This window comes from Ruminococcus sp. RTP21359st1_H3_RTP21359_211015 (assembly GCF_040909065.1).
Lineage (GTDB): Bacteria > Bacillota > Clostridia > Oscillospirales > Ruminococcaceae > Hominimerdicola > Hominimerdicola aceti.
Genome location: NZ_JBDGDD010000002.1, coordinates 63,208 through 86,133 on the forward strand (window position 1 = coordinate 63,208; position 22,926 = coordinate 86,133).

At 43.3% G+C, this 22,926-nt stretch carries 19 protein-coding genes and 1 riboswitch; of the genes, 16 read left to right on the forward strand and 3 right to left on the reverse strand.

The genetic code is table 11. The features are described from left to right. The first annotated feature begins 11 nt into the window (after window positions 1–11). Window positions 12–2,222, forward strand: coding sequence for a transglutaminaseTgpA domain-containing protein (locus AB5Z01_RS01055; RefSeq protein WP_287216387.1), 2,211 nt, complete (start codon window positions 12–14; stop codon window positions 2,220–2,222). A gap of 141 nt (window positions 2,223–2,363) precedes the next feature. On the opposite strand, the gene dapB is transcribed toward AB5Z01_RS01055, so the two are convergent. From dapB to asd, 3 genes are all read right to left on the reverse strand, one after another. Then, window positions 2,364–3,122: a 4-hydroxy-tetrahydrodipicolinate reductase gene (gene dapB, locus AB5Z01_RS01060; RefSeq protein WP_022286927.1), complete on the reverse strand. Its 759-nt coding sequence runs from the start codon at window positions 3,120–3,122 to the stop codon at window positions 2,364–2,366. A 150-nt stretch (window positions 3,123–3,272) separates the two neighbouring features. After that, entirely contained in the window at window positions 3,273–4,163 is an 891-nt protein-coding gene (dapA, locus tag AB5Z01_RS01065; RefSeq protein WP_046441406.1) for a 4-hydroxy-tetrahydrodipicolinate synthase, read from the reverse strand. A gap of 36 nt (window positions 4,164–4,199) precedes the next feature. Then, window positions 4,200–5,282 (reverse strand): aspartate-semialdehyde dehydrogenase, encoded by a 1,083-nt coding sequence (gene asd / locus AB5Z01_RS01070; RefSeq protein ID WP_022286925.1) that lies wholly within the window; start codon window positions 5,280–5,282, stop codon window positions 4,200–4,202. A 173-nt stretch (window positions 5,283–5,455) separates the two neighbouring features. Then, a riboswitch (Lysine riboswitch) is annotated at window positions 5,456–5,644 on the reverse strand. Window positions 5,645–5,863: 219 nt separating this feature from the next. Between asd and queA the strand changes: the two genes are divergently transcribed. The 15 genes from queA to AB5Z01_RS01145 all read left to right on the forward strand — a co-directional run bounded on the left by queA (window position 5,864) and on the right by AB5Z01_RS01145 (window position 22,903). After that, a complete protein-coding gene (gene queA, locus AB5Z01_RS01075; protein ID WP_022286924.1) occupies window positions 5,864–6,916 on the forward strand; it encodes a tRNA preQ1(34) S-adenosylmethionine ribosyltransferase-isomerase QueA in 1,053 nt (350 codons plus the stop codon). Window positions 6,917–6,987: 71 nt separating this feature from the next. After that, window positions 6,988–8,109 carry an acyltransferase family protein gene (locus tag AB5Z01_RS01080; RefSeq protein WP_287215558.1) on the forward strand — a complete coding sequence of 374 codons (1,122 nt, stop codon included), beginning with the start codon at window positions 6,988–6,990 and terminating at the stop codon, window positions 8,107–8,109. Further along, entirely contained in the window at window positions 8,099–8,470 is a 372-nt protein-coding gene (locus AB5Z01_RS01085; RefSeq protein ID WP_368365211.1) for a fatty acid/phospholipid synthesis protein PlsX, read from the forward strand. The genes AB5Z01_RS01080 and AB5Z01_RS01085 overlap by 11 nt, the downstream gene beginning before the upstream one ends. A gap of 29 nt (window positions 8,471–8,499) precedes the next feature. Then, complete coding sequence (tgt, locus tag AB5Z01_RS01090; RefSeq protein ID WP_347503755.1) at window positions 8,500–9,642, forward strand: tRNA guanosine(34) transglycosylase Tgt; 1,143 nt, start codon at window positions 8,500–8,502, stop codon at window positions 9,640–9,642. Between the two features lie 257 nt (window positions 9,643–9,899). Continuing rightward, window positions 9,900–10,457: a manganese efflux pump MntP family protein gene (locus tag AB5Z01_RS01095; RefSeq protein WP_287215554.1), complete on the forward strand. Its 558-nt coding sequence runs from the start codon at window positions 9,900–9,902 to the stop codon at window positions 10,455–10,457. A gap of 287 nt (window positions 10,458–10,744) precedes the next feature. Next, window positions 10,745–11,410, forward strand: a complete 666-nt coding sequence (locus AB5Z01_RS01100) for an HAD family hydrolase (protein WP_041337309.1) — start codon at window positions 10,745–10,747, stop codon at window positions 11,408–11,410. Window positions 11,411–11,431: 21 nt separating this feature from the next. Continuing rightward, window positions 11,432–13,099 (forward strand): AMP-binding protein, encoded by a 1,668-nt coding sequence (locus AB5Z01_RS01105; RefSeq protein ID WP_195220330.1) that lies wholly within the window; start codon window positions 11,432–11,434, stop codon window positions 13,097–13,099. Window positions 13,100–13,333: 234 nt separating this feature from the next. Next, window positions 13,334–14,386, forward strand: coding sequence for a fibronectin type III domain-containing protein (locus AB5Z01_RS01110; protein WP_368365212.1), 1,053 nt, complete (start codon window positions 13,334–13,336; stop codon window positions 14,384–14,386). Between the two features lie 292 nt (window positions 14,387–14,678). Next, window positions 14,679–15,332 (forward strand): hypothetical protein, encoded by a 654-nt coding sequence (locus AB5Z01_RS01115; RefSeq protein ID WP_368365213.1) that lies wholly within the window; start codon window positions 14,679–14,681, stop codon window positions 15,330–15,332. Window positions 15,333–15,679: 347 nt separating this feature from the next. Beyond that, on the forward strand, window positions 15,680–16,699 hold the full coding sequence (pheS, locus tag AB5Z01_RS01120) for a phenylalanine--tRNA ligase subunit alpha (protein ID WP_022288228.1): 1,020 nt from the start codon (window positions 15,680–15,682) through the stop codon (window positions 16,697–16,699). Next, a complete protein-coding gene (locus tag AB5Z01_RS01125) occupies window positions 16,699–17,289 on the forward strand; it encodes a hypothetical protein (RefSeq protein WP_270762504.1) in 591 nt (196 codons plus the stop codon). The genes pheS and AB5Z01_RS01125 overlap by 1 nt, the downstream gene beginning before the upstream one ends. 22 nt (window positions 17,290–17,311) lie before the next feature. Then, on the forward strand, window positions 17,312–19,726 hold the full coding sequence (gene pheT / locus AB5Z01_RS01130) for a phenylalanine--tRNA ligase subunit beta (RefSeq protein WP_117928522.1): 2,415 nt from the start codon (window positions 17,312–17,314) through the stop codon (window positions 19,724–19,726). Window positions 19,727–19,854: 128 nt separating this feature from the next. Next, window positions 19,855–20,100, forward strand: coding sequence for an IreB family regulatory phosphoprotein (locus AB5Z01_RS01135; RefSeq protein ID WP_022288225.1), 246 nt, complete (start codon window positions 19,855–19,857; stop codon window positions 20,098–20,100). A gap of 130 nt (window positions 20,101–20,230) precedes the next feature. After that, complete coding sequence (locus tag AB5Z01_RS01140; protein WP_287215546.1) at window positions 20,231–21,070, forward strand: polysaccharide deacetylase family protein; 840 nt, start codon at window positions 20,231–20,233, stop codon at window positions 21,068–21,070. Between the two features lie 159 nt (window positions 21,071–21,229). Beyond that, complete coding sequence (locus AB5Z01_RS01145) at window positions 21,230–22,903, forward strand: DUF6583 family protein (RefSeq protein WP_287215545.1); 1,674 nt, start codon at window positions 21,230–21,232, stop codon at window positions 22,901–22,903. Window positions 22,904–22,926 lie beyond the last annotated feature (23 nt).

Below are 22,926 nucleotides of genomic sequence, written 5' to 3' on the forward strand. Positions count from 1 at the left end.
GGGTGTGGCTTTTGAATACTAAAACTGCTCAGATAAAAAACACCCTTGTGAATATTCTTTCAAAATATGCTTTGCCGCTGCTCCTTGGAGCAGTGGTCATGAACATAATCTTTAAGACCTATCTTGTAGACAATGTCAGACTTTATACTTTTGGATATGTGGTCTATGAATGTCTGCTGTTTGCTCTTTTTGAGTGGCTGAAGCCGAAAAAAGTCCTGCGAGGTCTTGTCTATACCGCCCTTATGGTGGCAGTGCTGTTTTTGGGCTTTCAGCTTCTTCGTGCTGGATTTGAACATTCTGGAAAATCATTTATCAATTGGTTTTATGTAAACAGGCAGGAGATAGGTCAGATAGATGAATATTTCTACTTTCTGTTTGTGGGACTAGGCTTCTTTATCATTTCGGTGCTTTACTATTTCACCATTGTGCGCTATAGAAGCTTTGGAACGATGCTCGTTGTGCTTTTTCCGTTTTTTATTTACGGAAAGCGTGCCGACTCAATGGATACTCTTGACATAACCATAATGCTCACTGTGTTCATTGCACTTATGGTGCACAGCAGACTTGTTTCAGACGAGAGCAAGCATGACCTTGTTATAAACGGCTCTTATGTGGCGGCATCGGCGGTTTTCGTTACCCTTGTGGGTGCGCTTGCAATGCTTATGCCGACTTCCTCAAAGACATCTTATCTTGAAAAAAACAGCAACTTCTTTGATGTGAATATCAAAAGCAGTGGCACATATGACAATCTTAGTGATGAGTCTTCCCCAAGATTTGGCGCAGACGCAACGGGCGAGATACTTTTCAACTTCACCACAACCTCTGATGAACAGGTCATTTACCTCCGCAGACAATCCTTTGACCTTTTCAGAAACGAGAAGTGGGTAACAGACGATAGCTTCTACGATTTTGATATTGACAAAAATGTTCATCTTTACGGTGACAACGAGGTGAACTCACCGAGCTATGTTTACAGCATAGCAAAGTCACTTGCAGATAAGGATTACACCAAGGATCTTGGCGTGGACAGGTCACAGTTTCCTGATGATCTGTTCAGTGAAAAGGCAGTCATGAATCAGTTCAGCGACAGCTTTGCCCCTAGCTATATCCCTGCTCCACTGATGATAACCCCAGGGGAGAACAACGTTTATATCAAAACAACTCACAGCGAGGTCTACAGACCATATGACACCGCAGGAAATAAGCTTGGCATTAGCTTTGAGTATATCCCTGAAACGGAGAGCGAAAGACAGGCTGCGGCAAATCTTGATATGACCGAAAATCAGTTCAAACTGCTGCTTTCTTATGGTTTGACAAACGGAGATGTCACATCAAAACAAGTGCGGAATATTTATAAGATATATGCGTTGTACACAGATGTTTCTGCATATGACGATAAAGGCGGAAAAATGGAGGCTCTTGCGAAAAACATAACGGAAAACTGCAAAAATGATTATGAGAAAGCTCAGGCGCTTGTGGATTATTTTGAGCAGAACGGCTATGTTTACGATAACGAGTATGAGCCTGACGATGAGTCTATCGCATATTTTCTTTTCACGAGCAAGCGTGGAAACTGCACGAACTATGCCACAAGCATGACGCTTATGGCGAGAATGCTGGGACTTCCAGCAAGGTATGTTGAGGGCTTTGCAGCATATGAAAAGAATGAACGTGGAGAGTTTGTGGTAAGAGATAGCCACGCTCACGCTTTTGTAGAGGTCTTTATCACAGGCATTGGCTGGATGACTTTTGACCCGACAGTTCCGGGCTATCAGCGTGACTACAGTGCAAATGGTACGAACTTTGATGTTTCAACTTTTGTAAGCTATTTCAGCAGGATCGCACTGTTTATCGGTGTAGCGTTTGTGCTTGTGGTTTTCGTATTCCTTAACAGAATTATCGAGGTATTTTTCAGACTGTCACTTAAATTCAGAGATAACGGAGAAAAGGTCATAAGGCTTTACAGGCGGGTGGTAAGGCTTTTGACCATAGCTTCTAATGACAAGCTATCTGGATACACGCCTGAAATGATAAGAGAATATCTTGTTAAGAGGCGTGGAGTTGAGCTTGGTGGTCTTATAGATCTTTTTGAAAAGACCTGCTTCGGTGGATATGTTCCTGATGAAGCCGAGTGGAAAATGGTCTATGCAGAGTACAAAGCACAATGGAAAAAGCTCACAAAGCGTGAGAAAACGACTTTGGAGCTTGATAAGAATATGTAATGAAATGGCTGTGCGGAAAAAATCACGCACGGCTATTTTTTTTGTATGAAAAAAGGCTGCCGTATAAAACAGCAGCCTGAGAGTGTAAAAAATCTCTGAAATAGTGGAACGTCAAGGACGCCCAATGTATCTGATATTTAATTAAAGTGAAGCAAGAAGATCGCTCATTGCGTAAAGTCCTGCCGGCTTTCCACAAAGGAAAACGCCTGCATTCACTGCACCCACAGCGAAAACCTGCTTTGAATGAGCCTCATGCTTGAGTGAGATAACTTCATCTCTGCCTGCAAAGATTATCTCATGCTCGCCAACAATAGTGCCGCCACGGACAGAGTGCATACCGATCTCTGTCTTTTCTCTCTTTGCTCTTACAGAATGACGATCGTAAACATAGTGATACTTGTTGTCAAGCTCCTCGTTTATTGCGTCGGCAAGCATGATAGCTGTGCCTGACGGAGCGTCTATCTTCTGGTTATGGTGCTTCTCGATTATCTCGATATCATACTGACCGCCAAGAACTTTTGCGGCAGTTTTTGCAAGATTTGCAAGAAGATTGATACCAAGGGTCATGTTGAATGTGAAGAAAACAGGTATCTGCTCGGAAGCCTTGTGTATCTTCGCTGTATCCTCTTCTGTATAGCCTGTGGTAGCTATTACAAGGGCAGTGCCGTTTGAAAGGCAATAGCTGAGAAGTCCGTCCAGTGCGGAAGGGTGTGAGAAGTCGATTATTACATCAGGCTTTTCAGGCAGGTCGGCAGGCTCTTTTACAACAGGGAAGTCTGCATAAGCCTCGCCGAACTTGTCGATACCTGCGCTTACTGTGCAGTCGTCACGCTCTGACATAACGTCATATATGAACCTGCCCATTTTTCCGCAGGCGCCACATATTGCGATCTTAGTCATTTATATCATTCCTTTTCTTTTTGATTTGTAGATAAACGTAAGTGATAATGTCAAAGACAGCGTTTGGGTTGTCGGGGACGCCAACCCTTACATTAGTACATTTTTATAACGGTAAACATAAAGGGCGAATTTCTCCGCCCTTTGTATATTTTACTTGATAAGTCCGAGAGCGTTCATTGACGCTTTCAGCTTTTCTATCTTATCATCGCTCATTCTTACAAGCGGCAGACGACACTCGCCGACCTCAAAGCCCATAAGATTAAGAGCTTCCTTGACAGGGATAGGGTTTACGTCGCTGAAAAGTGCCTTTGCAAAACCAAGGGTCTTGAATACCTTTTCTCTTGCTTCCTCATACTTTCCATCAAGGCAGAGCTGTGTGATCTCATGTGTTTCAAATGGCATACAGTTGGAAAGAACTGAGATAACACCCTTTCCGCCCAGAGCCATGATAGGAACGATCTGATCGTCGTTGCCTGAATAGATATCAAGGTCATCGCCGCAGAGAGCTGCTACCTGTGTTATCTGGCTGATGTTTCCGCTTGCTGCCTTGATAGCAACGATATTGTCTATCTTTGCAAGCTCACGGCAGGTCTCAGGAAGAATGTTCACACCTGTTCTTGACGGTACGTTGTAAAGAATGATAGGCAGTGTAACAGCCTTTGCGATAGCGGAGAAGTGTGCGATAAGTCCTGCCTGTGAAGTCTTATTATAATAAGGTGTAACACAAAGCAGAGCGTCAGCACCAAGCTCCTCAGCCTTCTTAGAAAGGTTTACGGCATACTCTGTATGGTTTGAGCCTGTGCCTGCGATAACAGGAATTCTGTGATTTGTCTTTTCAACAGCATAGCGGATACACTCGATATGCTCCTCATCTGTCATGGTAGCACTTTCGCCTGTTGTTCCGCAGATTATGATAGCGTCTGTGCCGTTGTCGATGTTGAAATCGATAAGCTCACCCAGCTTGTCAAAGTTGATAGAGCCGTCAGCGTTCATAGGTGTAACGATAGCAACGCCTGCGCCTGTGAAAATAGTCTTTTTCATAAACAGCACTCCTTTCGTGCGTATATATGTGTTATATTAGTCAAAATAGCCCTTTGCTGCAAGAAGCTCGGCCAGCAGAACTGCTCCGCCTGCCGCACCTCTCAGTGTATTGTGTGAAAGGCAAACGAACTTATAGTCATACTGTGAATCTTCTCTCAGTCTGCCTATAGAAACTGCCATGCCGCCCTCAAGGTTTCTGTCGAGCTTAGCCTGTGGACGATCGTCCTCTGTGAAGTAGTTAAGGAACTGCTTTGGAGCGCTTGGAAGCTGAAGCTCCTGTGGAACACCGCTGAAATCTTTCCAAGCCTGAAGAATCTCTTCCTTAGAAGGTTTATTCTCAAATGATACGAAAACTGCTGCTGTGTGACCGTCGGAAACAGGAACTCTCAGGCACTGTGTTGTGATAGCTGGAGCTGTTGCGTCAACGATAACGTCGCCCTCGATATGACCCCAGATCTTAAGAGGCTCTTTCTCAGACTTTTCTTCCTCGCCGCCGATATAAGGGATAACGTTGTCAAGGATCTCAGGGAAGCTTTCAAATGTCTTGCCTGCGCCTGAAATTGCCTGATATGTGCAGGCAAGAGCCTTTGTTACCTTATACTTATCCATAAGAGGTGCAAGAGCAGGAACGTAAGACTGGAGTGAGCAGTTAGACTTAACTGCGATAAATCCTCTCTTTGTGCCAAGTCTTTTTCTCTGTGAAGCGATTATCTCGATATGCTCAGGGTTTACCTCAGGAATGACCATTGGAACATCAGGAGTATGTCTGTGTGCGGAGTTGTTTGATACAACAGGGCATTCAGCCTTTGCATACTTTTCTTCAAGGGCTCTTATCTCGTCTTTCTTCATATCAACTGCGCAGAATACGAAATCTACCATTGAAGCGATCTTCTCAACGTCCTCCTCGGCGTTCAGAACTGTAAGCTCACCGATAGCTTCCGGCAGAGGCTCTGAAAGCTTCCACTTGCCTGCAACTGCGTCCTTGAGCTTTTTGCCTGCTGAACGTGGTGAAGCGGCAACGCATACTACATTGAACCATGGGTGTTTGTCAAGAAGCAGAGAAAATCTCTGACCTACCATTCCTGTTGCACCGATGATACCGACATTGTACTTTTTCATATTAAAACTCCTTTTCCTGTGCCATGGTAACAATTTTCTTTGGCGTTATACACTAAAATATGCCGCTGTTCAAATGTTATTTTGCACAAAACATAAAAAATAAACAAATAATAAAAAAACTGGTTGAAAACCAGTTCATCATACAATATAATAAGAATGTTGACATAAAAATTTATGCCGATAGCACTCCACCATTTGTAATGATGACAACTGATAGTCTATTAAACTAACAGTCAGCAAGAGTGTTCCCGATACTCCGCTTCGGCAGTTTTACCTTTCTCATTTACCATAGGCGTTGGGACGCTGTTGTGTGGGGTCACACGAAAAATGATACTCATTTCAACTGCACCTCTATCTGTTCTGTTTAATGATAACAAATATTTAGCGTTCTGTCAATACATATAGATAAAAATATTTTAATTTTCTGTAAATTAATAAGTTTATATGAAATTAAATGGCTTTAAAGAATGTTGACAGTTGTTGGAATAAGAACTTTGAGAATGGTGAGAGTGGGACGTAGAGGACGCCGTTGCCTACATTATTATAATTATTATATTTTAAGTAAATAGGAGATATTTAAAATGCTTGATATCAACAACATGAAAAGATCGGATTTTTATTATGACCTGCCGCAGGAGCTTATTGCACAGACCCCTGTCGAGCCTAGAAATGCTTCGAGAATGATGAAGATAAACAGGCAGACGGGAGAGGTGGTTCATGACCATTTCTATAATCTATGCAATTATCTCAAAAAAGGTGACTTGCTTGTGCTTAACGACTCAAAGGTGCTTCCTGCGAGGATATACGGCGAGCGTGAGGACACAGGCTCGTTCATTGAGTTTTTGCTTGTGGAGCAGAAAGAGAACATGGTCTGGGAAATCCTTTGCAGACCTGGCAAAAAAGCCAAGATCGGCACAAGATTTGTTTTCGGCGGCGGAAAGCTGAAAGCGGAGATAATTGATGTGTTGGAGGACGGAAACCGTATCGCACGATTTGAGTGCGAGGAGAATTTCTTTGCCACACTTGACGAGATAGGTCAGATGCCTTTGCCGCCTTACATTACTGAAAAGCTGAAGGACAAGGACAGATACCAGACGGTTTATGCTCATGAGCTTGGCTCGTCTGCTGCGCCGACTGCCGGTCTGCATTTCACTGAACAACAGCTTGAGGACTTAAAGGCAATGGGTGTGAACATTGCGTATGTTACTCTGCACGTTGGTCTTGGCACGTTCAGACCTGTTAAGGAGGACAAGGTCCTTGACCATAAGATGCACAGGGAACATTATGAGCTTAGCCGTGAAACTGCAGACATGATAAACGAAACGAAGAAAAATGGTGGACGTGTTATTGCGGTGGGTACTACTTCATGCAGGACGCTGGAGAGCGTGGCGGCATTCAATGACGGAAAGATAGTTCCATGTGACGGTTACACGGAGATATTTATTTATCCTGGCTTTGAGTTCAAGGTGCTTGACGGACTTGTTACTAATTTTCACCTGCCTGAAAGCACGCTTATAATGCTTGTTTCTGCATTTATGGGATACGAGAACACTATGAATGCTTATAAGATAGCGGTTGAAGAGAAGTACAGATTTTTTAGCTTTGGTGATTGTATGCTCATAATATCTGAGTGAGCGGTTAGAAATTAGGTTATTGTTAAATATAATCCTAGTTCAAGCTTTTATCTACGGAGGTTTTTTTCTATATGAATGACGTTAAGTCAGGGGAGAAGAAACGACTGTATTTATATGACAATCTGAAATTTCTGCTTATAGTGCTTGTGGTCTTGGGGCATTTGATAGACGACAGCACTGTCAAGCTTTTTGGTGACGGCGGCGGTGAAACAGGTGTACCGCAGGCAAAGGTTTTTAGCGGCGCATTTGTGTTTCTGTATGCTTTTCATATGCCGTTGTTTTTATTCATATCAGGACTGTTCAACAGGGGACATGATGACGGCAGGAAAGTGCTTGGAAAGACGCTTGGATTTGTTGTTATCGGAATGTTAATGAAATGCCTGAATTATTGGTCGCAGGTGAGATTTCAGACGGATTTTGACAAGGAAAACAGTGATGGCGAGATTTTCTTTGACCTTTTGGGCGGCGACGGTGTATACTGGTATATGTTCGCAATGGCGGCGTTTATGGGGCTTTGCTATCTGTTAAGAAACAGCAGACCTTGGGCGGTGCTTACGGCGGCTATGGTGACGGCACTTGCGGCAGGGTATGACCCTAGCGTGGGCGATGAATATGAGCTATCCAGGATAGTGGTGTTTTTCCCGTTTTACTACTGCGGATATGTGCTTGACCCTGAAAAGGTGGCTGATTTTGTGAAAAAGTGGTATGTAAGGGTGCTGTCCTTGGGAGTGATAGGCATTTGGACTTATTTCTGCTTTGGAAAAACAAAGCTTGTTTATCCGCTGAGAATGCTCCTTACGGGAAGAAACTCTTATTTTGCCATATCTGAAGCAACGGACATGGATTGCACTTTTTTGAGCAGGCTTCTTGTTATGGGTATCTCGGCACTGCTTTGTTTGGCGGTGCTTGGTATTGGGCTTGATGTGAAGATTCCACTGATAACAAAGTGCGGCTCCAGGACTTTGCAGGTGTACTTCTGGCACAGAACTATAGTTTATATGCTCACATACTATGGTTATCAGGCATATCTTGCAAAGGCTTTTCCTGAACGTTGGGAGCTTTATTTGGCACTTACAGCGATACCTATTGTATTGGTGCTTTGCATAAAAATATTTGGTGTGCCTCTGGATATGGTGCTTAAAGGAATAAGGGGCAGGAATGATATCATAAAGGAGAACGGAAATGGAAAATAACTTTTTTAAGAGCGTTATTGACGCAGACGATGCACCTGTGGTTATTTGCGACCTTGAGCATACGATAGTATATATGAATCCGACAGCGGTCAAAAGATATGAAAAGCGTGGAGGAGCGGCTCTTGTGGGCAGGTCCATAAAGGGCTGTCACAACGGGGATTCTAATGACAAGATAGAGCAGGTCATTGCATGGTTCAAAAAGGACAAGGGCAACAACAAGGTGTATACTTTCCGCAACGAAAAGGAAAATAAGGACGTTTATATGATAGCTCTCAGAAATGATGCGGGAGAGCTTATTGGATATTATGAAAAGCATGAGTACAGAAATATTGAAACTATGAAGCTGTATGATATGGAATAGGCTGAAAAAATAATTTATAAGGAGAATTTATGTTTACATTATTAAAACAAGAGGGTGCTGCACGCAGGGGGCAGTTTGAAACTGTTCATGGAACTATACAGACGCCTGTATTTATGAACGTGGGAACTTCTGCGGCGATAAAGGGTGGAGTTTCTTCCATTGATCTGAAAAACGAACTTAAAACGCAGGTGGAGCTTTGCAATACCTATCATTTGCACGTCAGACCGGGCGATGACATTATATACAAAATGGGCGGACTTCACAAGTTCATGAACTGGGACAAGCCTATTCTTACAGACAGCGGTGGATTTCAGGTATTTTCTTTGGCCAGGCTGCGTAAAATCAAAGAGGAGGGCGTGTACTTCAACTCTCATGTTGACGGACGAAGGATTTTTATGGGTCCTGAGGAGAGTATGCAGATACAATCGCACCTTGCGTCTACTATCGCAATGGCGTTTGACGAGTGTGTGGAAAACCCTGCTGAGCATAGCTATTCAAAGGCAAGCTGTGATAGAACGGTAAGGTGGCTTGAGAGATGTGTCGCTGAGCAGAAAAGGCTCAACGGACTTGAGGAGACTATAAACAAGCATCAGATGCTGTTCGGTATCAATCAGGGCTGTACTTATGAGGATCTGCGTATCGAGCATATGAAGCGCATAAGAGAAATGGAATACTGTTCGGGCTTTGCTATTGGCGGTCTGGCTGTGGGTGAGCCTACTGAGGTAATGTATAACATTATAGAAAAGGTCGAGCCTTTTATGCCAAAGGATAAGCCGAGATATCTTATGGGCGTTGGCACACCGACAAACATAATTGAAGCTGTTTACAGAGGCGTGGACTTCTTTGATTGTGTAATGCCAAGCAGAAATGCACGTCACGGAACGCTGTTCACATGGAACGGCATTATGCACATCACTAATAAAAGGTATGAAACTGACCCTAGACCTATTGACGAGCATTGCGATTGTCCTGCTTGCCGTAATCACAGCAGGGCATACATTCGTCATCTGTTCAAGTCTGAGGAGCAGTTGGGCGGCAGGCTGGCAGTAATGCACAATCTGTATTTCTACAACACGCTCACGGAGAAGATAAGAGAGGCTCTTGACGAGGGCAGATTTGAGCAGTTCAGAAATCAATACAGCTCGCTTCTTGCTTCAAAGTGTGAGGATTAACAAAATATAACGGTATGACGCTGTTTTCGGAAAATGCAAAGATGTTATTTTGTATTTTACGGGGATGGCGTTTTTTTGTTGAGTAGGGGCTATTTTATTTGATGAAAGCATGGGTTTGTTGCTTCGATGGGCGAACGCTGTTCGCCTCTACAGAAAAGGTGTGGTAGCAGGTGTAAAAAGTGTGGGTGCAGATAAAAATATAAGGAAAGTCAAGATTGAATGTAAAGCTGTTTTTATACATTATACAGGGGGATTATATGAGTATTTTTGAGCTTTTTCTTACTGCGTGTGGACTTTCTATGGACGCTTTTGCGGTATCGGTGACTAATGGGCTTTGTGTCAGAAAGGGGAGAGTCAGGGGAGCATTGATGTGCGGTATCATATTCGGGCTTTTTCAGGGGATAATGCCTGCGATCGGCTATGCGCTGGGCATGAATTTTGCGGAGTACATAGAGAGGTTCGACCACTGGATAGCTTTGATACTGCTTGGGTTCATAGGGTTGAACATGATATGCGGTTCGGGGGACGATGAGATTCAGACAGGGGGCAGGCTCACTTTCGGGGCGGTGCTTTTGCAGGGATTTGCCACCTCTGTGGACGCACTGGCTGTGGGCATAAGCTTTGCGGCACTTGGTGTGGGCATAGTCAGGTCGGCAGCTTTTATATGTGTTGTTACGGCGGCCTTATCGTTCTGTGGGTTTATGCTTGGTAACAAATTCAGCGGAAAACTCAAAAGCAAGGCAAGGATAGTTGGGGGAGTTATTTTAATATGTATAGGGCTTAAAATATTCGCTGAACAGACTATATTTGCTTAAAACAATTCTCTTATTCACACAAATATGTATCACATAGATATCTTTGTGAATTTTAATTTAACAATTACAGGTGTGTATGTTCATAAACAAGCCACAATATCAGTGTATAATAAATCTCGTGATTTTTAGACAAGTGTATAAATTTGCGATTGATGTACAAACTTATGATAAGTGTACAAAGTTATGATATGTGTATAAACTTGCGATAAGTGTAAAAATTAGTGCATGGTGACCGACAAGTTTATGGAAAGTCGGAGGGAGGAAAGGCTTTTTGTATAGCTGGTTTTATGAAAAAGCTATTTATTTTTGATTTGGACGGAACGCTTGTAAATTCTATTTATGATCTTGGTGACGCCATGAACGCGGTACTTGAGAGATATGGGTTTCCTGTGTTTGATTATGATACCTACAAGCATTTAGTGGGAAATGGTACTTTGAAGCTTGTTGAGCGGGCTTTGCCTGAGAAGCTGAGAAGCGAGGAGAACATCAAAAAGTATCATGCTGAGTTCTCTGAGGAATACAACAAGAGATGTGTGAACAAGACCAAGCCTTATGAGCATATCTGCGAGGTGCTTGACACGCTTCGCAATGAGGGCATTATGACGGCGGTGGCTTCAAACAAGCCGGACGGCTTTGTGAACTACATTGTAAAGAATATTTTCGGTGAGAAAGATTTTGACCTGATCGAGGGCAAAAAGGACGGTGTTCCGACAAAGCCTGCGCCTGAGATAATATACAATATTCTTGGCACGCTTGGGGTCAAGGCTGAGGAAGCTGTGCTTATCGGCGATTCTGATGTGGACGTTATGACGGCAAAAAATGCGGGTCTTGACTGCATTGGCTGTGAATGGGGCTTCAGGGGCAGAGAAGAACTTGAAAATGCAGGTGCGAAGTATATTGCGGAAGTTCCGCAGGACATAGTGAGCATTTGTCATGAGATAAACAGGATATAATTAAAACGGAGGATTTCATATATGAGTTTTGTAATGGCTGATTTTTACAAGAGGTTTGTTGACGAGGAGCTTGACAGCGAGGGCAGACTTAAAAGCTTTAAGCTTGACCTGCCTGAGAACTTCAACTTCTCATATGACGTTATAGACGAGCTGGCTAAGAACGTGCCTGATAAGGTGGCTATGCAGTGGGTCAACGAGGAGGGTGAGGAGCATATCTTCACTTACAAGGATCTTTCTGAAAAGAGCAGTCAGGTGGCTAACATGATGCTGGCACACGGAGTTAAGAAGGGCGATTTTGTTATGGCTGTTCTTAAACGTCATTATGAGTTCTGGTTCCTTGCTTACGGTCTTATGAAGATAGGCGCTATCCTTGTGCCTGCAACTTGTCAGCTCAAGAAAAAAGACTATGTTTACCGCTTTGACGCTGCGTCTATATCTTATATCGTGGCAACTGCGGAGGACGATGTTCCTAATCAGGTGGATTCAGCTCTTGAGCAGTACAGCGGCATGAAAGAGAAGTTTATCACTCACGGTGCTAAAGAGGGTTGGATAGATTTTCTCAGCGAAATGGACAAGTATCCAAAGACTTTTGAGAGGATCGAAACACACGTTACTGAGTCAATGCTTATGTATTTCAGCTCTGGTACGACTGGATATCCTAAAATGGTACTGCACAAGTATTCACTGGCTGCGGCACACATTATCACTGCTAAGCACTGGCATCATCTTGACGAGAACTCACTGCACCTTACTGTTTCTGAAACAGGCTGGGCTAAGTGTGCATGGGGCAAGATGTTTGGTCAGTTTATCTGCGGTGCAACAACTTTTGTATATGACTTCGACAGATTTATTCCTGCAAACGTTCTGAAAGTAATTCAGGATTACAAGCTGACTTCATTCTGCGCACCTCCGACAATGTACAGATTTTTCATTAAGGAGGGTCTTGAAAACTATGACCTTTCTTCACTGAAATATAGCTGTATCGCCGGTGAGGCTCTTAACCCTGAGGTATTCAACAAGTGGTATGAGTACACAGGTCTTAAGCTTATGGAGGGCTTTGGTCAGACAGAGGGCGCTGTGCTTGTGGGCAATCTTTACGGCATGGAGCCAAAGCCGGGCTCCATGGGTAAGCCTACACCGCTTTACAACATCGGTATAGTTGACAACGAGGGCAATCCTGTTAAGGTAGGCGAGACAGGTGAGATCGTTGTTTACGCTAAGAGGGGCGAAAACCCTGCGCTGTTCAAGGAGTATTACAGAAACCCTGAGGCAACGGACAATGCTTGGAGATTTGGTATGTATCACACAGGCGACACTGCTTACATGGACGATGACGGCTACTACTGGTATGTTGGAAGAACGGACGACCTTATCAAGGCTTCGGGCTATCGTATAGGACCTTTCGAGATAGAGAGTATCCTTATGGAACACCCTTCTGTACTGGAGTGCGCTATCACGGCGGCTGATGACGCTATCAGAGGCAAGGTAGTTAAGGCTACTATCGTGCTTGCAAAGGGCTACACTGCTTCTCCTGAGCTTGCTAAGGAGCTTCAGAACTATGTTAAGCAATCAACTGCGCCTTACAAGTATCCTAGAATAGTTGAGTTCGTGGACGAGCTGCCTAAGACTATCAGCGGTAAGATACGCCGTGTTGAGATAAGAGAGAATGACAGCAAGAAGAATAGCTGATTGATTTAGATATGATAAAAGCACAATGCTCTTGGTGGGTGTTGTGCTTTTTGTTTGTTGCTTCGACGGGCGAACAGTGTTCGCCCCTACGGAATTTTGCAGGATATTTTATTTTGCAATTTTCAACATTTTATATTTTTTTGTAAAAGTATTGACAAATATTTGGCTTTATGGTATTATATAATATTACCATGACATATGGGGAATTATAGAGAATCGGGAGAGGTGCTTTTTATGAAGAATGGTATGAAGAAAACGGCGGCTGTTGTTATGGCGGCAATGCTTATGGGCACAGGGGCTGTTGTACCTGCGGCGGAGGATATGGGGATATTCTCACAGACGGCTATCGTTGCGGAAGCGGCGAGTGTTGGCAAGGTAACGGGGCTTAAATCTAAGACGCTTTCAAACAGTGAGATACAGCTCAAATGGAGCAAGGTAAAGGGTGCGAGCGGTTACACTGTTTATATGCGAAAAAACGGCAAGTACAACAAGCTTGGGGATTGCAAGGGTACGAGCTACACAGTTAAGAAGCTGCCTAATGCAACGAGAGAAAATTTTAAAGTAAGAGCATACAAGACTGTAAAGGGCAAGAAAGTTTACGGAGAATATTCCGCAAACTGGAACACGGCGACCAATCCGCAGGCTTGCAAGGGGCTAAAGGTAAGCAGTGTTGGCACTGACAGCGTTAAGCTTTCTTGGACGAAGATAGGCTGTACAAATTACCGCATTTATCAGAACATAAAAGGCAAATGGAAAGAGATAGGCAAGACCACAGGGACAAGCTACACTGTGAAGAAACTTGCGCCTGCGACAAAGTATCAGTTCAAGATAAGGGCTTGCAAGCAGGACGACAAAAAGACGAATAATAATCACTATGGCAAGTATTCGGGGGTCGTGACGGCGACAACTAAGAAGAGTGACAAAATCACACAGGCTGATATTGATGCTATGAAGGCAGAACTTACAGCATATTCAAGAGAAAAAGCAACGTATATTAAGGAACATTATACGGAGTTTTGGAAGTATGGCATAGATTATAATACGTTAGAAGAATATTTTGTGATGCTTGAAAACAAACTTGTTCCTGATGAGTCAAGTTATGATGCCGTATATGCAATACCATACACGCAAAAAGGTTTGGCAGATACAATTGCATTGTATAAAAGAAAACTTGATTATCTGTATGAAACAAGAGGAGATGTTTATTATGTAGTTTACATTGAAGATTGTCCGAATGGACACCTTGTTAATTCAAATCCTTGTTGGGCAACGTATTTCCTTTATTAGAATATAAGGAAGAAGGTGTATCATATGAGAGATAGAACGTATCATGAGATGTATGATCTGTTGACACAATCTATGTCATTAAACCATAAAATGATTGACAAGATTGAAGAACTAAGAGCGGAAAACACAATCCTGTATAGACAAATTGAGGAGTGTAGAGACACGTTAAGAACGTTGATATCAAAAGATTTTGAAAGTTCAAATGATAATAAGAGACTTTTTTCATTCTGTTAGAAAGCAAAAACGCTATACAAAATCTGTGCTTGCTATGGAAAAGTCAAAGAGTTGAGAGGTGAATGTTTTGCAGGCGGTTTATGAATATCCTCCGAAGCTGTCAAGGGCGGAGAGGCAGGTCAAGGCGGCACATGATATTGAAGAACACAGGAAAATGCAGAGGAATATGTATAAGAATATCCTGCTTGGGATCGTTATCATCATAATTGGTGCGGTGTTTGCAAGTGCAGTCTTTGCAAAGGTTCTGCTTATACTGCTGGGGGCTTGCAATTGTTCTGTGGGCGGACTTATGTACTGGTATTACTCGCTTTCACGGGACGCTGATGTTTACACGAGGATATATGAGGATCACATTGAACACTCTCAACGCATGGGGCTTTCTAAAAGCTATCTGCACATATGCCTTTACTATGAGGAGGTAGAGAAGTCTTATCAGACGAATAAGGGCAGACTCGTTTGCGTGCTGAAAAATGTGGAGAAGTCAAGCTTTGTGGTAAAGGACAAAGAGGGCAGGGAGAAAGCTTTTGTGCCTGAGGACGGTATGATAGCTCTGAGCTTTCAGGACACTAAGGGCAAGCTTGTGCTTATCAATGACTTTTATGAGAAGATAGGTTATCCACACAAGGAATACAACAAGATAGAGGACGAGGAGGACGATTATTACTCCGAGGAGGATATGAAGTGGGACAGGCTGCACAAGCATGGGCTGTAGTTGTAAACTTTTTGTTAAGCCCTTGAAATGTGGGGCAGAATGTGATAACATATTATTGTATCAATACACTTAAAACACTATGACCGAGAGAGTAGTTTTGCTAAGGGTCTTCAGAGAGAAGCTGCGGCGTGTGTGCGTTTTCTGAAAGCGGCTTTATATCCTGACAAAATGAAGTTCACTTGCGAGTGGTCATGCCGAATGAGAGATAATCTTTAGTAAGCGTGAACGTCTGTCTGCGTTAAGGACGGAAGAGTGTTGGCTCTTTACTGATAGGTGGTATAAACAAGAATTTCAAAGTCTTGTCCTGTTTAGTCGGGGCAGGGCTTATTTTTATAGGAGGATAAGTAATGAAAGAACAGTTGAAAAGCATTGACGAGCGTGCGAAAGAAGAACTTTCACATATTGATGACGCCAAGCTGTTGGAAGATTTCAGAGTAAGATTTCTTGGCAAAAAGGGAGAGATAACTTCCATACTTAAGCAAATGGGCAAGCTTTCCGCAGAGGAAAGACCTGTTATCGGTCAGCTTGCAAACAAGGTAAGAGCTGATATCGAGAATGCTCTCAATAAGCGTAAGGAAGAGCTTAAGAGCAAAATGGAGCAGGTAAGGCTTACAGAAGAGGCTATAGACGTTACGCTTCCGGGCAAGAAAACAAGAATAGGCAGACCTCACCCTCTGAACGCTACTCTTGAAGAGGTAGAGGAAGTGTTCCTTGGCATGGGCTTTGATATTGTGGACGGCCCTGAGGTAGAAACAGACCATTATTGCTTCGAGGCACTGAATATGCCTAAATCTCACCCTGCAAGAGATACGCAGGATACATTCTACATCAATGAGAACGTTGTTCTTAGAACACAGACTTCTTCCGTTCAGATAAGAACTATGGAGAAGAGAAAGCCGCCTATAAGAATCATTTCACCGGGCAGAGTTTACCGTTCTGACACAGTGGACGCTACACATTCACCGCTGTTCCACCAGATAGAGGGTCTTGTTATTGACAAGGGCATCACTATGGCTGACCTTAAGGGTACGCTGGAGCTTCTTATGAAGCGTCTTTACGGCGAGGACACTCAGATAAGACTTCGTCCGCACCATTTCCCATACACAGAGCCTTCTGCTGAAGTTGACCTTATGTGCTTCAACTGCCATGGCAAGGGCTGTTCAATGTGCAAGCAGGAGGGCTGGGTAGAGCTTCTCGGCGCAGGTATGGTACACCCTAAGGTACTTGAGGGCTGTGGCATTGACCCTGAGGTTTACAGCGGATTTGCATTTGGTATCGGTCTTGAAAGAATAACAATGGGCAGATACAACATCAATGACATGCGTCTGCTTTATGAGAACGATATGAGATTTTTAGAGCAGTTCTGATGAATGAAGTTATGAGCCAGAGCAGGCTTTACAGAAAGCTTGTGCCGTCAAAGGCTAAGCTTGTAACGTCGGCGGCTATCAGCACACTTATGGCGCTGATAGTAGGCGTTGGCGGTGGGTTATCGGTCATGCTTGTAAAAGAACAGCAGAGTGCATGGGATATGCTCGTGCTATGTGGGTTTCTGATAATTTTTCTGGGTATCCTGCTTTTTATCGGAATAAGAGGATTTAAAAGGCAGGTAAAACAATACAGAGGGAACCTTGCAAGGCTGGAGCAATTTGACGCTCAGGATATGCTGGCTTTGGAAAGCGAGATAGAGGGAAGCGAGTTCAAATACAAGACCTTTTATCTACTTGACAGATATATGTATGTGCCTAAGGCTAAACTGCTTATAAAATATACGGATATTAGAGAGTTCAAGACCATAGTTCACAGCACAAATGGTGTCAATGACAGCATGAAAGCTGAGATAACTGATAATTTCGGGATAAAGTATACTGTGAACATAAAGCGGTGGAAGGATTTCTATATTTATAGACCACTGTTTTTAAAGGACTTGGATGAGAAGATACAAAACTGCGGTAAATGATAAGATTACGGAGGAATAATAAATGGATTTGTCAATGAAATGGCTTGCAGACTATGTAGACTGCGATATGCCGATAAAGGATTTTGTTTCCGCTCTGACGCTTTCAGGCTCAAAGGTAGAGTGTTTTGAGCAGGAGGGCGAAGATATTTCTAACGTTGTTGTGGGCAAGGTGGTTTCTATGGAGCGTCACCCTGATTCTGACCATATGTTCATCACTCAGGTAGACGTGGGAGAGGACGAGCCTGTTCAGATAGTTACTGGCGCTCAGAACGTTCATGAGGGCGATTTTGTGCCTGTTGCAAAGCACAAGTCATCTGTTCTCCATGAGGGCAAGCAGGTGAAGATAACAAAAGGCAAGCTGAGAGGCGTTGCGTCAAACGGTATGCTTTGCTCACTGGGCGAGCTTGGACTTTCTGTTCACGATTTCCCATATGCTATCGAGGACGGAATTTTCATTCTTGGTGATGACTGCGACAAGACAGTAGGCAAGGATATACATGAAGCTATTGGATATAATGACACAACTGTTGAGTTTGAGATAACTTCAAACAGACCTGACTGCCTTTCTGTTATCGGTCTTGCAAGAGAAACTGCGGCTACTTTCGGCACAGAGCTGAAAGTCAAGAAACCTGAGTTCAAGGGCATTGATGGAGATATCAACGATATGCTCAAGGTAAAGATACACAACACTGATCTTTGCAAGAGATACATGGCCGGTATCGTAAAGAATGTAAAGATAGGTCCGTCACCTCGTTGGATGAGAGAAAGACTCAGAGGCTGCGGCGTTAGACCTATCAACAACTTTGTTGATATCACAAACTATGTTATGCTTGAATACGGCAGACCAATGCACGCTTTTGACCTTAGATATGTTAAGGACGCATCTATCAACATCAGAAACGCTAAGGCAGGAGAAACTATCACAACTCTTGACGGCGAGGTAAGAGAGCTTTCAGAAGAGATGCTCGTTATTGCTGACGCTGAAAAACCTGTTGCAGTTGCAGGCGTTATGGGCGGCGAATACAGTGGTATCATGGACGATACAACTACTGTTGTATTTGAGTCTGCTTGCTTTGACGGTGCAAGCGTAAGAACTACAGCCAAGAAGCTTGGCATGAGAACTGACGCTTCTGCAAGATATGAAAAGGGTCTTGACCCACATGAGTGCTACGAGGCTCTTATGAGAGCTTTCCAGCTTGTTGAGGAGCTTGGTGCAGGAGAGGTCGTAAAGACTTATATTGATGAGAACTATGAGGACGAGACACCTAAGACGGTTGATTTCGACCCTGAGTGGATAAATAAGTTCCTTGGTACTGAGATACCTGAGAGCGACATGGTTGAATATCTCACAAGGCTTGGCTTTGAGATAAAGGACGGCAAGGTAGTTTCGCCATGGTACAGAGTGGACATTGCCTGCAAGGCTGACGTGGCAGAGGAAGTTGCTAGACTTTACGGCTACAACAAGATACCAAACACTATCGTTAGAGGTGTTGCTCAGGCTAAGCTCACCGAGGCGCAGAAGTTTGACAGACATATACAGAGATCTATGCTCGCTATGGGTCTTAACGAGATTTCTACATTCTCATTCATTTCGCCTAAGTATTTTGACAAGATAAATCTTCCTGCTGACTCAAAACTTAGAAAGACAGTTGTTATCACAAACCCTCTTGGCGAGGACACCAGCGTTATGAGAACGACTATCATTCCGTCTGTATGTGAAGTGCTTGCAAGAAACTACAGCTACCGCAACCCTGAGTGCTATATCTTCGAGAGAGGAAACGAGTATATACCTGTTGAGGGAGAGGTGCTTCCTAACGAGCCTGAAAGACTTGGTTTTGGTTTCTATGATACTGAGACGAAGGCTGATTTCTATGACATTAAGGGCGTTGTTGAGGGACTGCTTTCAAAGCTCGGCGCACAGAAAGTTGAATTTGAAAAGGCTACTGCTGAATGTAGCTTTGACGAGTTCTATGCTTTCCACCCGGGCAGAGTTGCTGTTGTTAAAGTAAATGGTGAGGAGATCGGCATTTTTGGCGAGCTTCACCCAAGAGTTCTTGAGAACTACGGCATTGACGCAAGAGCTTATGTGGGCAAGATAAATGTTCCTGAGCTTATGGCAAGCTGTGTTGCTCAGAAGACATATAAGCCACTGCCTAAGTATCCTGCTACAACAAGAGATCTGTCTATCGTTTGTGATGACGATATCCCTGCGGCTCTTCTTGAAAAGACTATAAGCAAGGCTGTTGGCTCGATACTTGAAAAGGTAACGCTTTTTGACGTTTACAAGGGCGAGCAGATCGAAAAGGGCAAGAAGTCTGTTTCATACTCCATTTCAATGCGTTCACATGACGGCACGCTTACTGACGAGCAGGCTGACAAGGCTATGAAGAAAGTTCTTGAAGCTCTCAAGGCTATCGGTGCTGAACTCAGAATGTAAAAAATATAGCGCTTGATTTGTGTAATGTGCATAAATTTTGCTTTTTGACTTGTTATTTTGAAACAAATGGAGTATAATAATATCAGGCGTATTGCTGATATTAATACATTGCAGAGGGGCTGAGCATAATGCACGAACAAACTATGGAATTTTCAGTACAGCACGACAAGGAGGCTGAGCTGAAAAAGACACTTACAATTATATATGACGCTCTGAAAGAGAAGGGTTATAATCCTATTAATCAGATCGTAGGTTATATTCTTTCTGAGGACCCGACCTACATAACGACATACAATAATGCCAGAAGTCTTATTCGTCATATTGACAGAGATGAACTTTTGCAGGCATTGGTGAAGTCCTATCTTGAGTCATAACTGATATTTAAAGGCGGTAGTTTTTACCGCCTTTTTTGTTTTACGTCAGAATTTTCCTGAAACGTATTTTTGTATAAAGCCGTTTTCTGAACATAATAGTATAAGATGATAAGAAAACGGAGGGCTTCATATGAAGATTAGAAATTGCATGGCACTTATTTGTGCGGTTGTAGCGCTTAGTGCTTGTGGCAGGACAGTGATAATGCGTGAGGAAAATTCATCAGAGGGAACAAGCTCGGCGGTCATCGAGCCTGTGGCTGTGGGAAAGAAAACCGCAAAGGAAAAGATAGATCTTTCGGGGCTTTCACATGACAAGGTCGGATATGGTCAAGGCGTTCTTGTGGACGAGAAGAACAGGACGACCGGTGCGCTTGATTTTAATGCACAATACGGCAAGCTTAACGCAAAGGCTATAAATAATGATGACAAGATATATCTGACCTTTGATCAGGGGTATGAGAACGGATACACCGAAAAGATCCTCGATGTGTTGAAGGAGAAAAAGGTCAAGGCGACGTTTTTTCTTTTGCAGGATTATGCAGAGAAAAATCCTGAGCTTGTGAAGCGTATGATAGACGAGGGGCATATTGTGGGAAATCATTCGGTACACCATTATTCTATGCCGACGCTTGGACAGGCTGAGTGCGAGTCGGAGATAAAGGATTTCCATAAGTATATGGAGGAAAACTATGATTATACCATGACAGTGTTCAGACCGCCTATGGGCGAGTTTTCGGAGTTCTCTCTTGGAGTGACGGCAAACTGCGGTTATAAGACTGAGCTTTGGAGCTTTGCTTACGCTGATTGGGACGTGAACAATCAGCCTGATGAGGGGCAGGCACTTGAAAAGCTTGTGAATGCGGCTCACCCGGGGGCTATTTATTTGCTTCACTCGGTATCCAAAACCAATACTGATATTCTCGGGGACTTTATTGACAGAGTAAGGGCTGGCGGATTTGAATTTGGCTGATAAGAGAATATGATGAAGAGAGGCCTTGTGCCTCTCTTTTTGTTATTTTAGGGGTATTTGTAGCTGATTTGTAATATGTTAGTCTATTGACAAATTGTTAAAAGTATGTTATATTTTAAATACGAACAGAAACATGAGTTTCTTTAAGGAGGAAATAAAATGGTAAAAAATAAGGTGCTTACACCTGTATTGGCAGGCGTTTTGGGTCTTAGCATAGTTGGCTCAGGTCTTGGCTATTATTTTGTAAATAAAGACAGTAATGATGGTAAAACTGAGGGCGGCAAGGCTAAGATTACTCAGGTGGCAGATAATATAAACAACACTCTTGGCACGGCTGAAAAGGCTATCAAGGGCGAACTTGATTTTGCTTACAACGCAACGGCTACTGTTTCATTCGGCGAGGGCTTCACAGAGAAGGCAGGTGTCAGCTTACAGCCTATTTCTGTGACAACTGTTACAAAGCAGAAGGGAAGCAACACTGCAGCAGATGTTTCGCTGACATATGGCGGAAATAATCTTGTGTCTGCTAATGCTGTATATTCCAGAGATAACAAGTCGGCTTATGTTCAGATACCTGAGCTTTCTGACGCTTATCTTATGGTTAACGTTGACAGCCTTAAAGACAAGGTAGGCAGTGAGCTTTCTTCACAGGGCATTGACCTTGATTCTCTCTTTGATTCTGCTGAGGGCGCTGATGTTGATTTTGATACTGACGCACTTGAAAAGGATCTGGAGGAATACAAGAAGGTTATGGAGGACTCTTTCCCTAAGCCTGTTGACGGTGAGAAAAAGACTGGTGACATTGACGGAAACGAGTACAGCTATACAACTAAGGAATACACTATCTCAGGCAATGATGTAAAGGCTGCTTTTAAGGCTGTTCTTGACAAGGCTAAGGACGACGCTACGCTTAAAGATATGTTCAGCAAGGCAGGCGTTGCTGACAAGCTTGGTATGTCATATGATGAGATAATCTCACAGTATCTTGATTCTATGGATTCACTTTTTGAAAGTGATAATCTTGACGAAACTGCAACATTTAGCGCTTACTACAGCGGTGACGATCTTGCGGGCTTTAGCCTTGAAAAAGACGGCGAGGGTGCAACTCTTTACACCATTCTTAAGGACGACGTTGTGGCTGTTGATTTTAGCCTTAACATGGGCAGTGAGGGCAGTGCATCATTCAAGGGTTCTGCAAATACTGTTGACGGTGTTACAAATGGCAAGTTCACAATGAAAATGGAAACTGCGGCTGATTCAGATATAGACGCTGACAAGACTTCTGCTGACGGTGGACTTTCCCTTGAGCCTACCATGGCAGTTTCACCGAGCATAAACTTTGACACAATGGAAGCTGAGGTGACTCTCAAAGACCTTAAAGAAGAGGGTGACGCATTTTCAGGTACTATTAGATTTGATGTGAATGGTACATCTGATTCTCAGGCTGTATCAGGCTGGGTAGAGCTTGCTTCTGCTTCAACTGCTGACAAGCTTGACCTTTCTGTTGAGTTTGGCATGAACGGCAAGCAGTTTGTTACAATGGCGGTTACAGGAAATAAGACAGAGGCTTCTGATATCACTGTTCCGTCAGGCGACAAGATCTATGACATGACAAATGACGATCAGATGAATACATACCTTGCAGGCTGTGACAGTGATGGATTTGTTGCTAATGTAAAGAAAGTTCTTGGTGACGAGGTCTACAATATGCTTGTAAATGCAGAGGGTGATCTTGAGTCAGATTATGATGACTATGGTGATTATGATGATTATGATGACTACGATCTCTCTGATATTGATATGTCAGATTATGATCTGAGTGCAAATGCATAAAATGCATAATAGATAAAAAATTA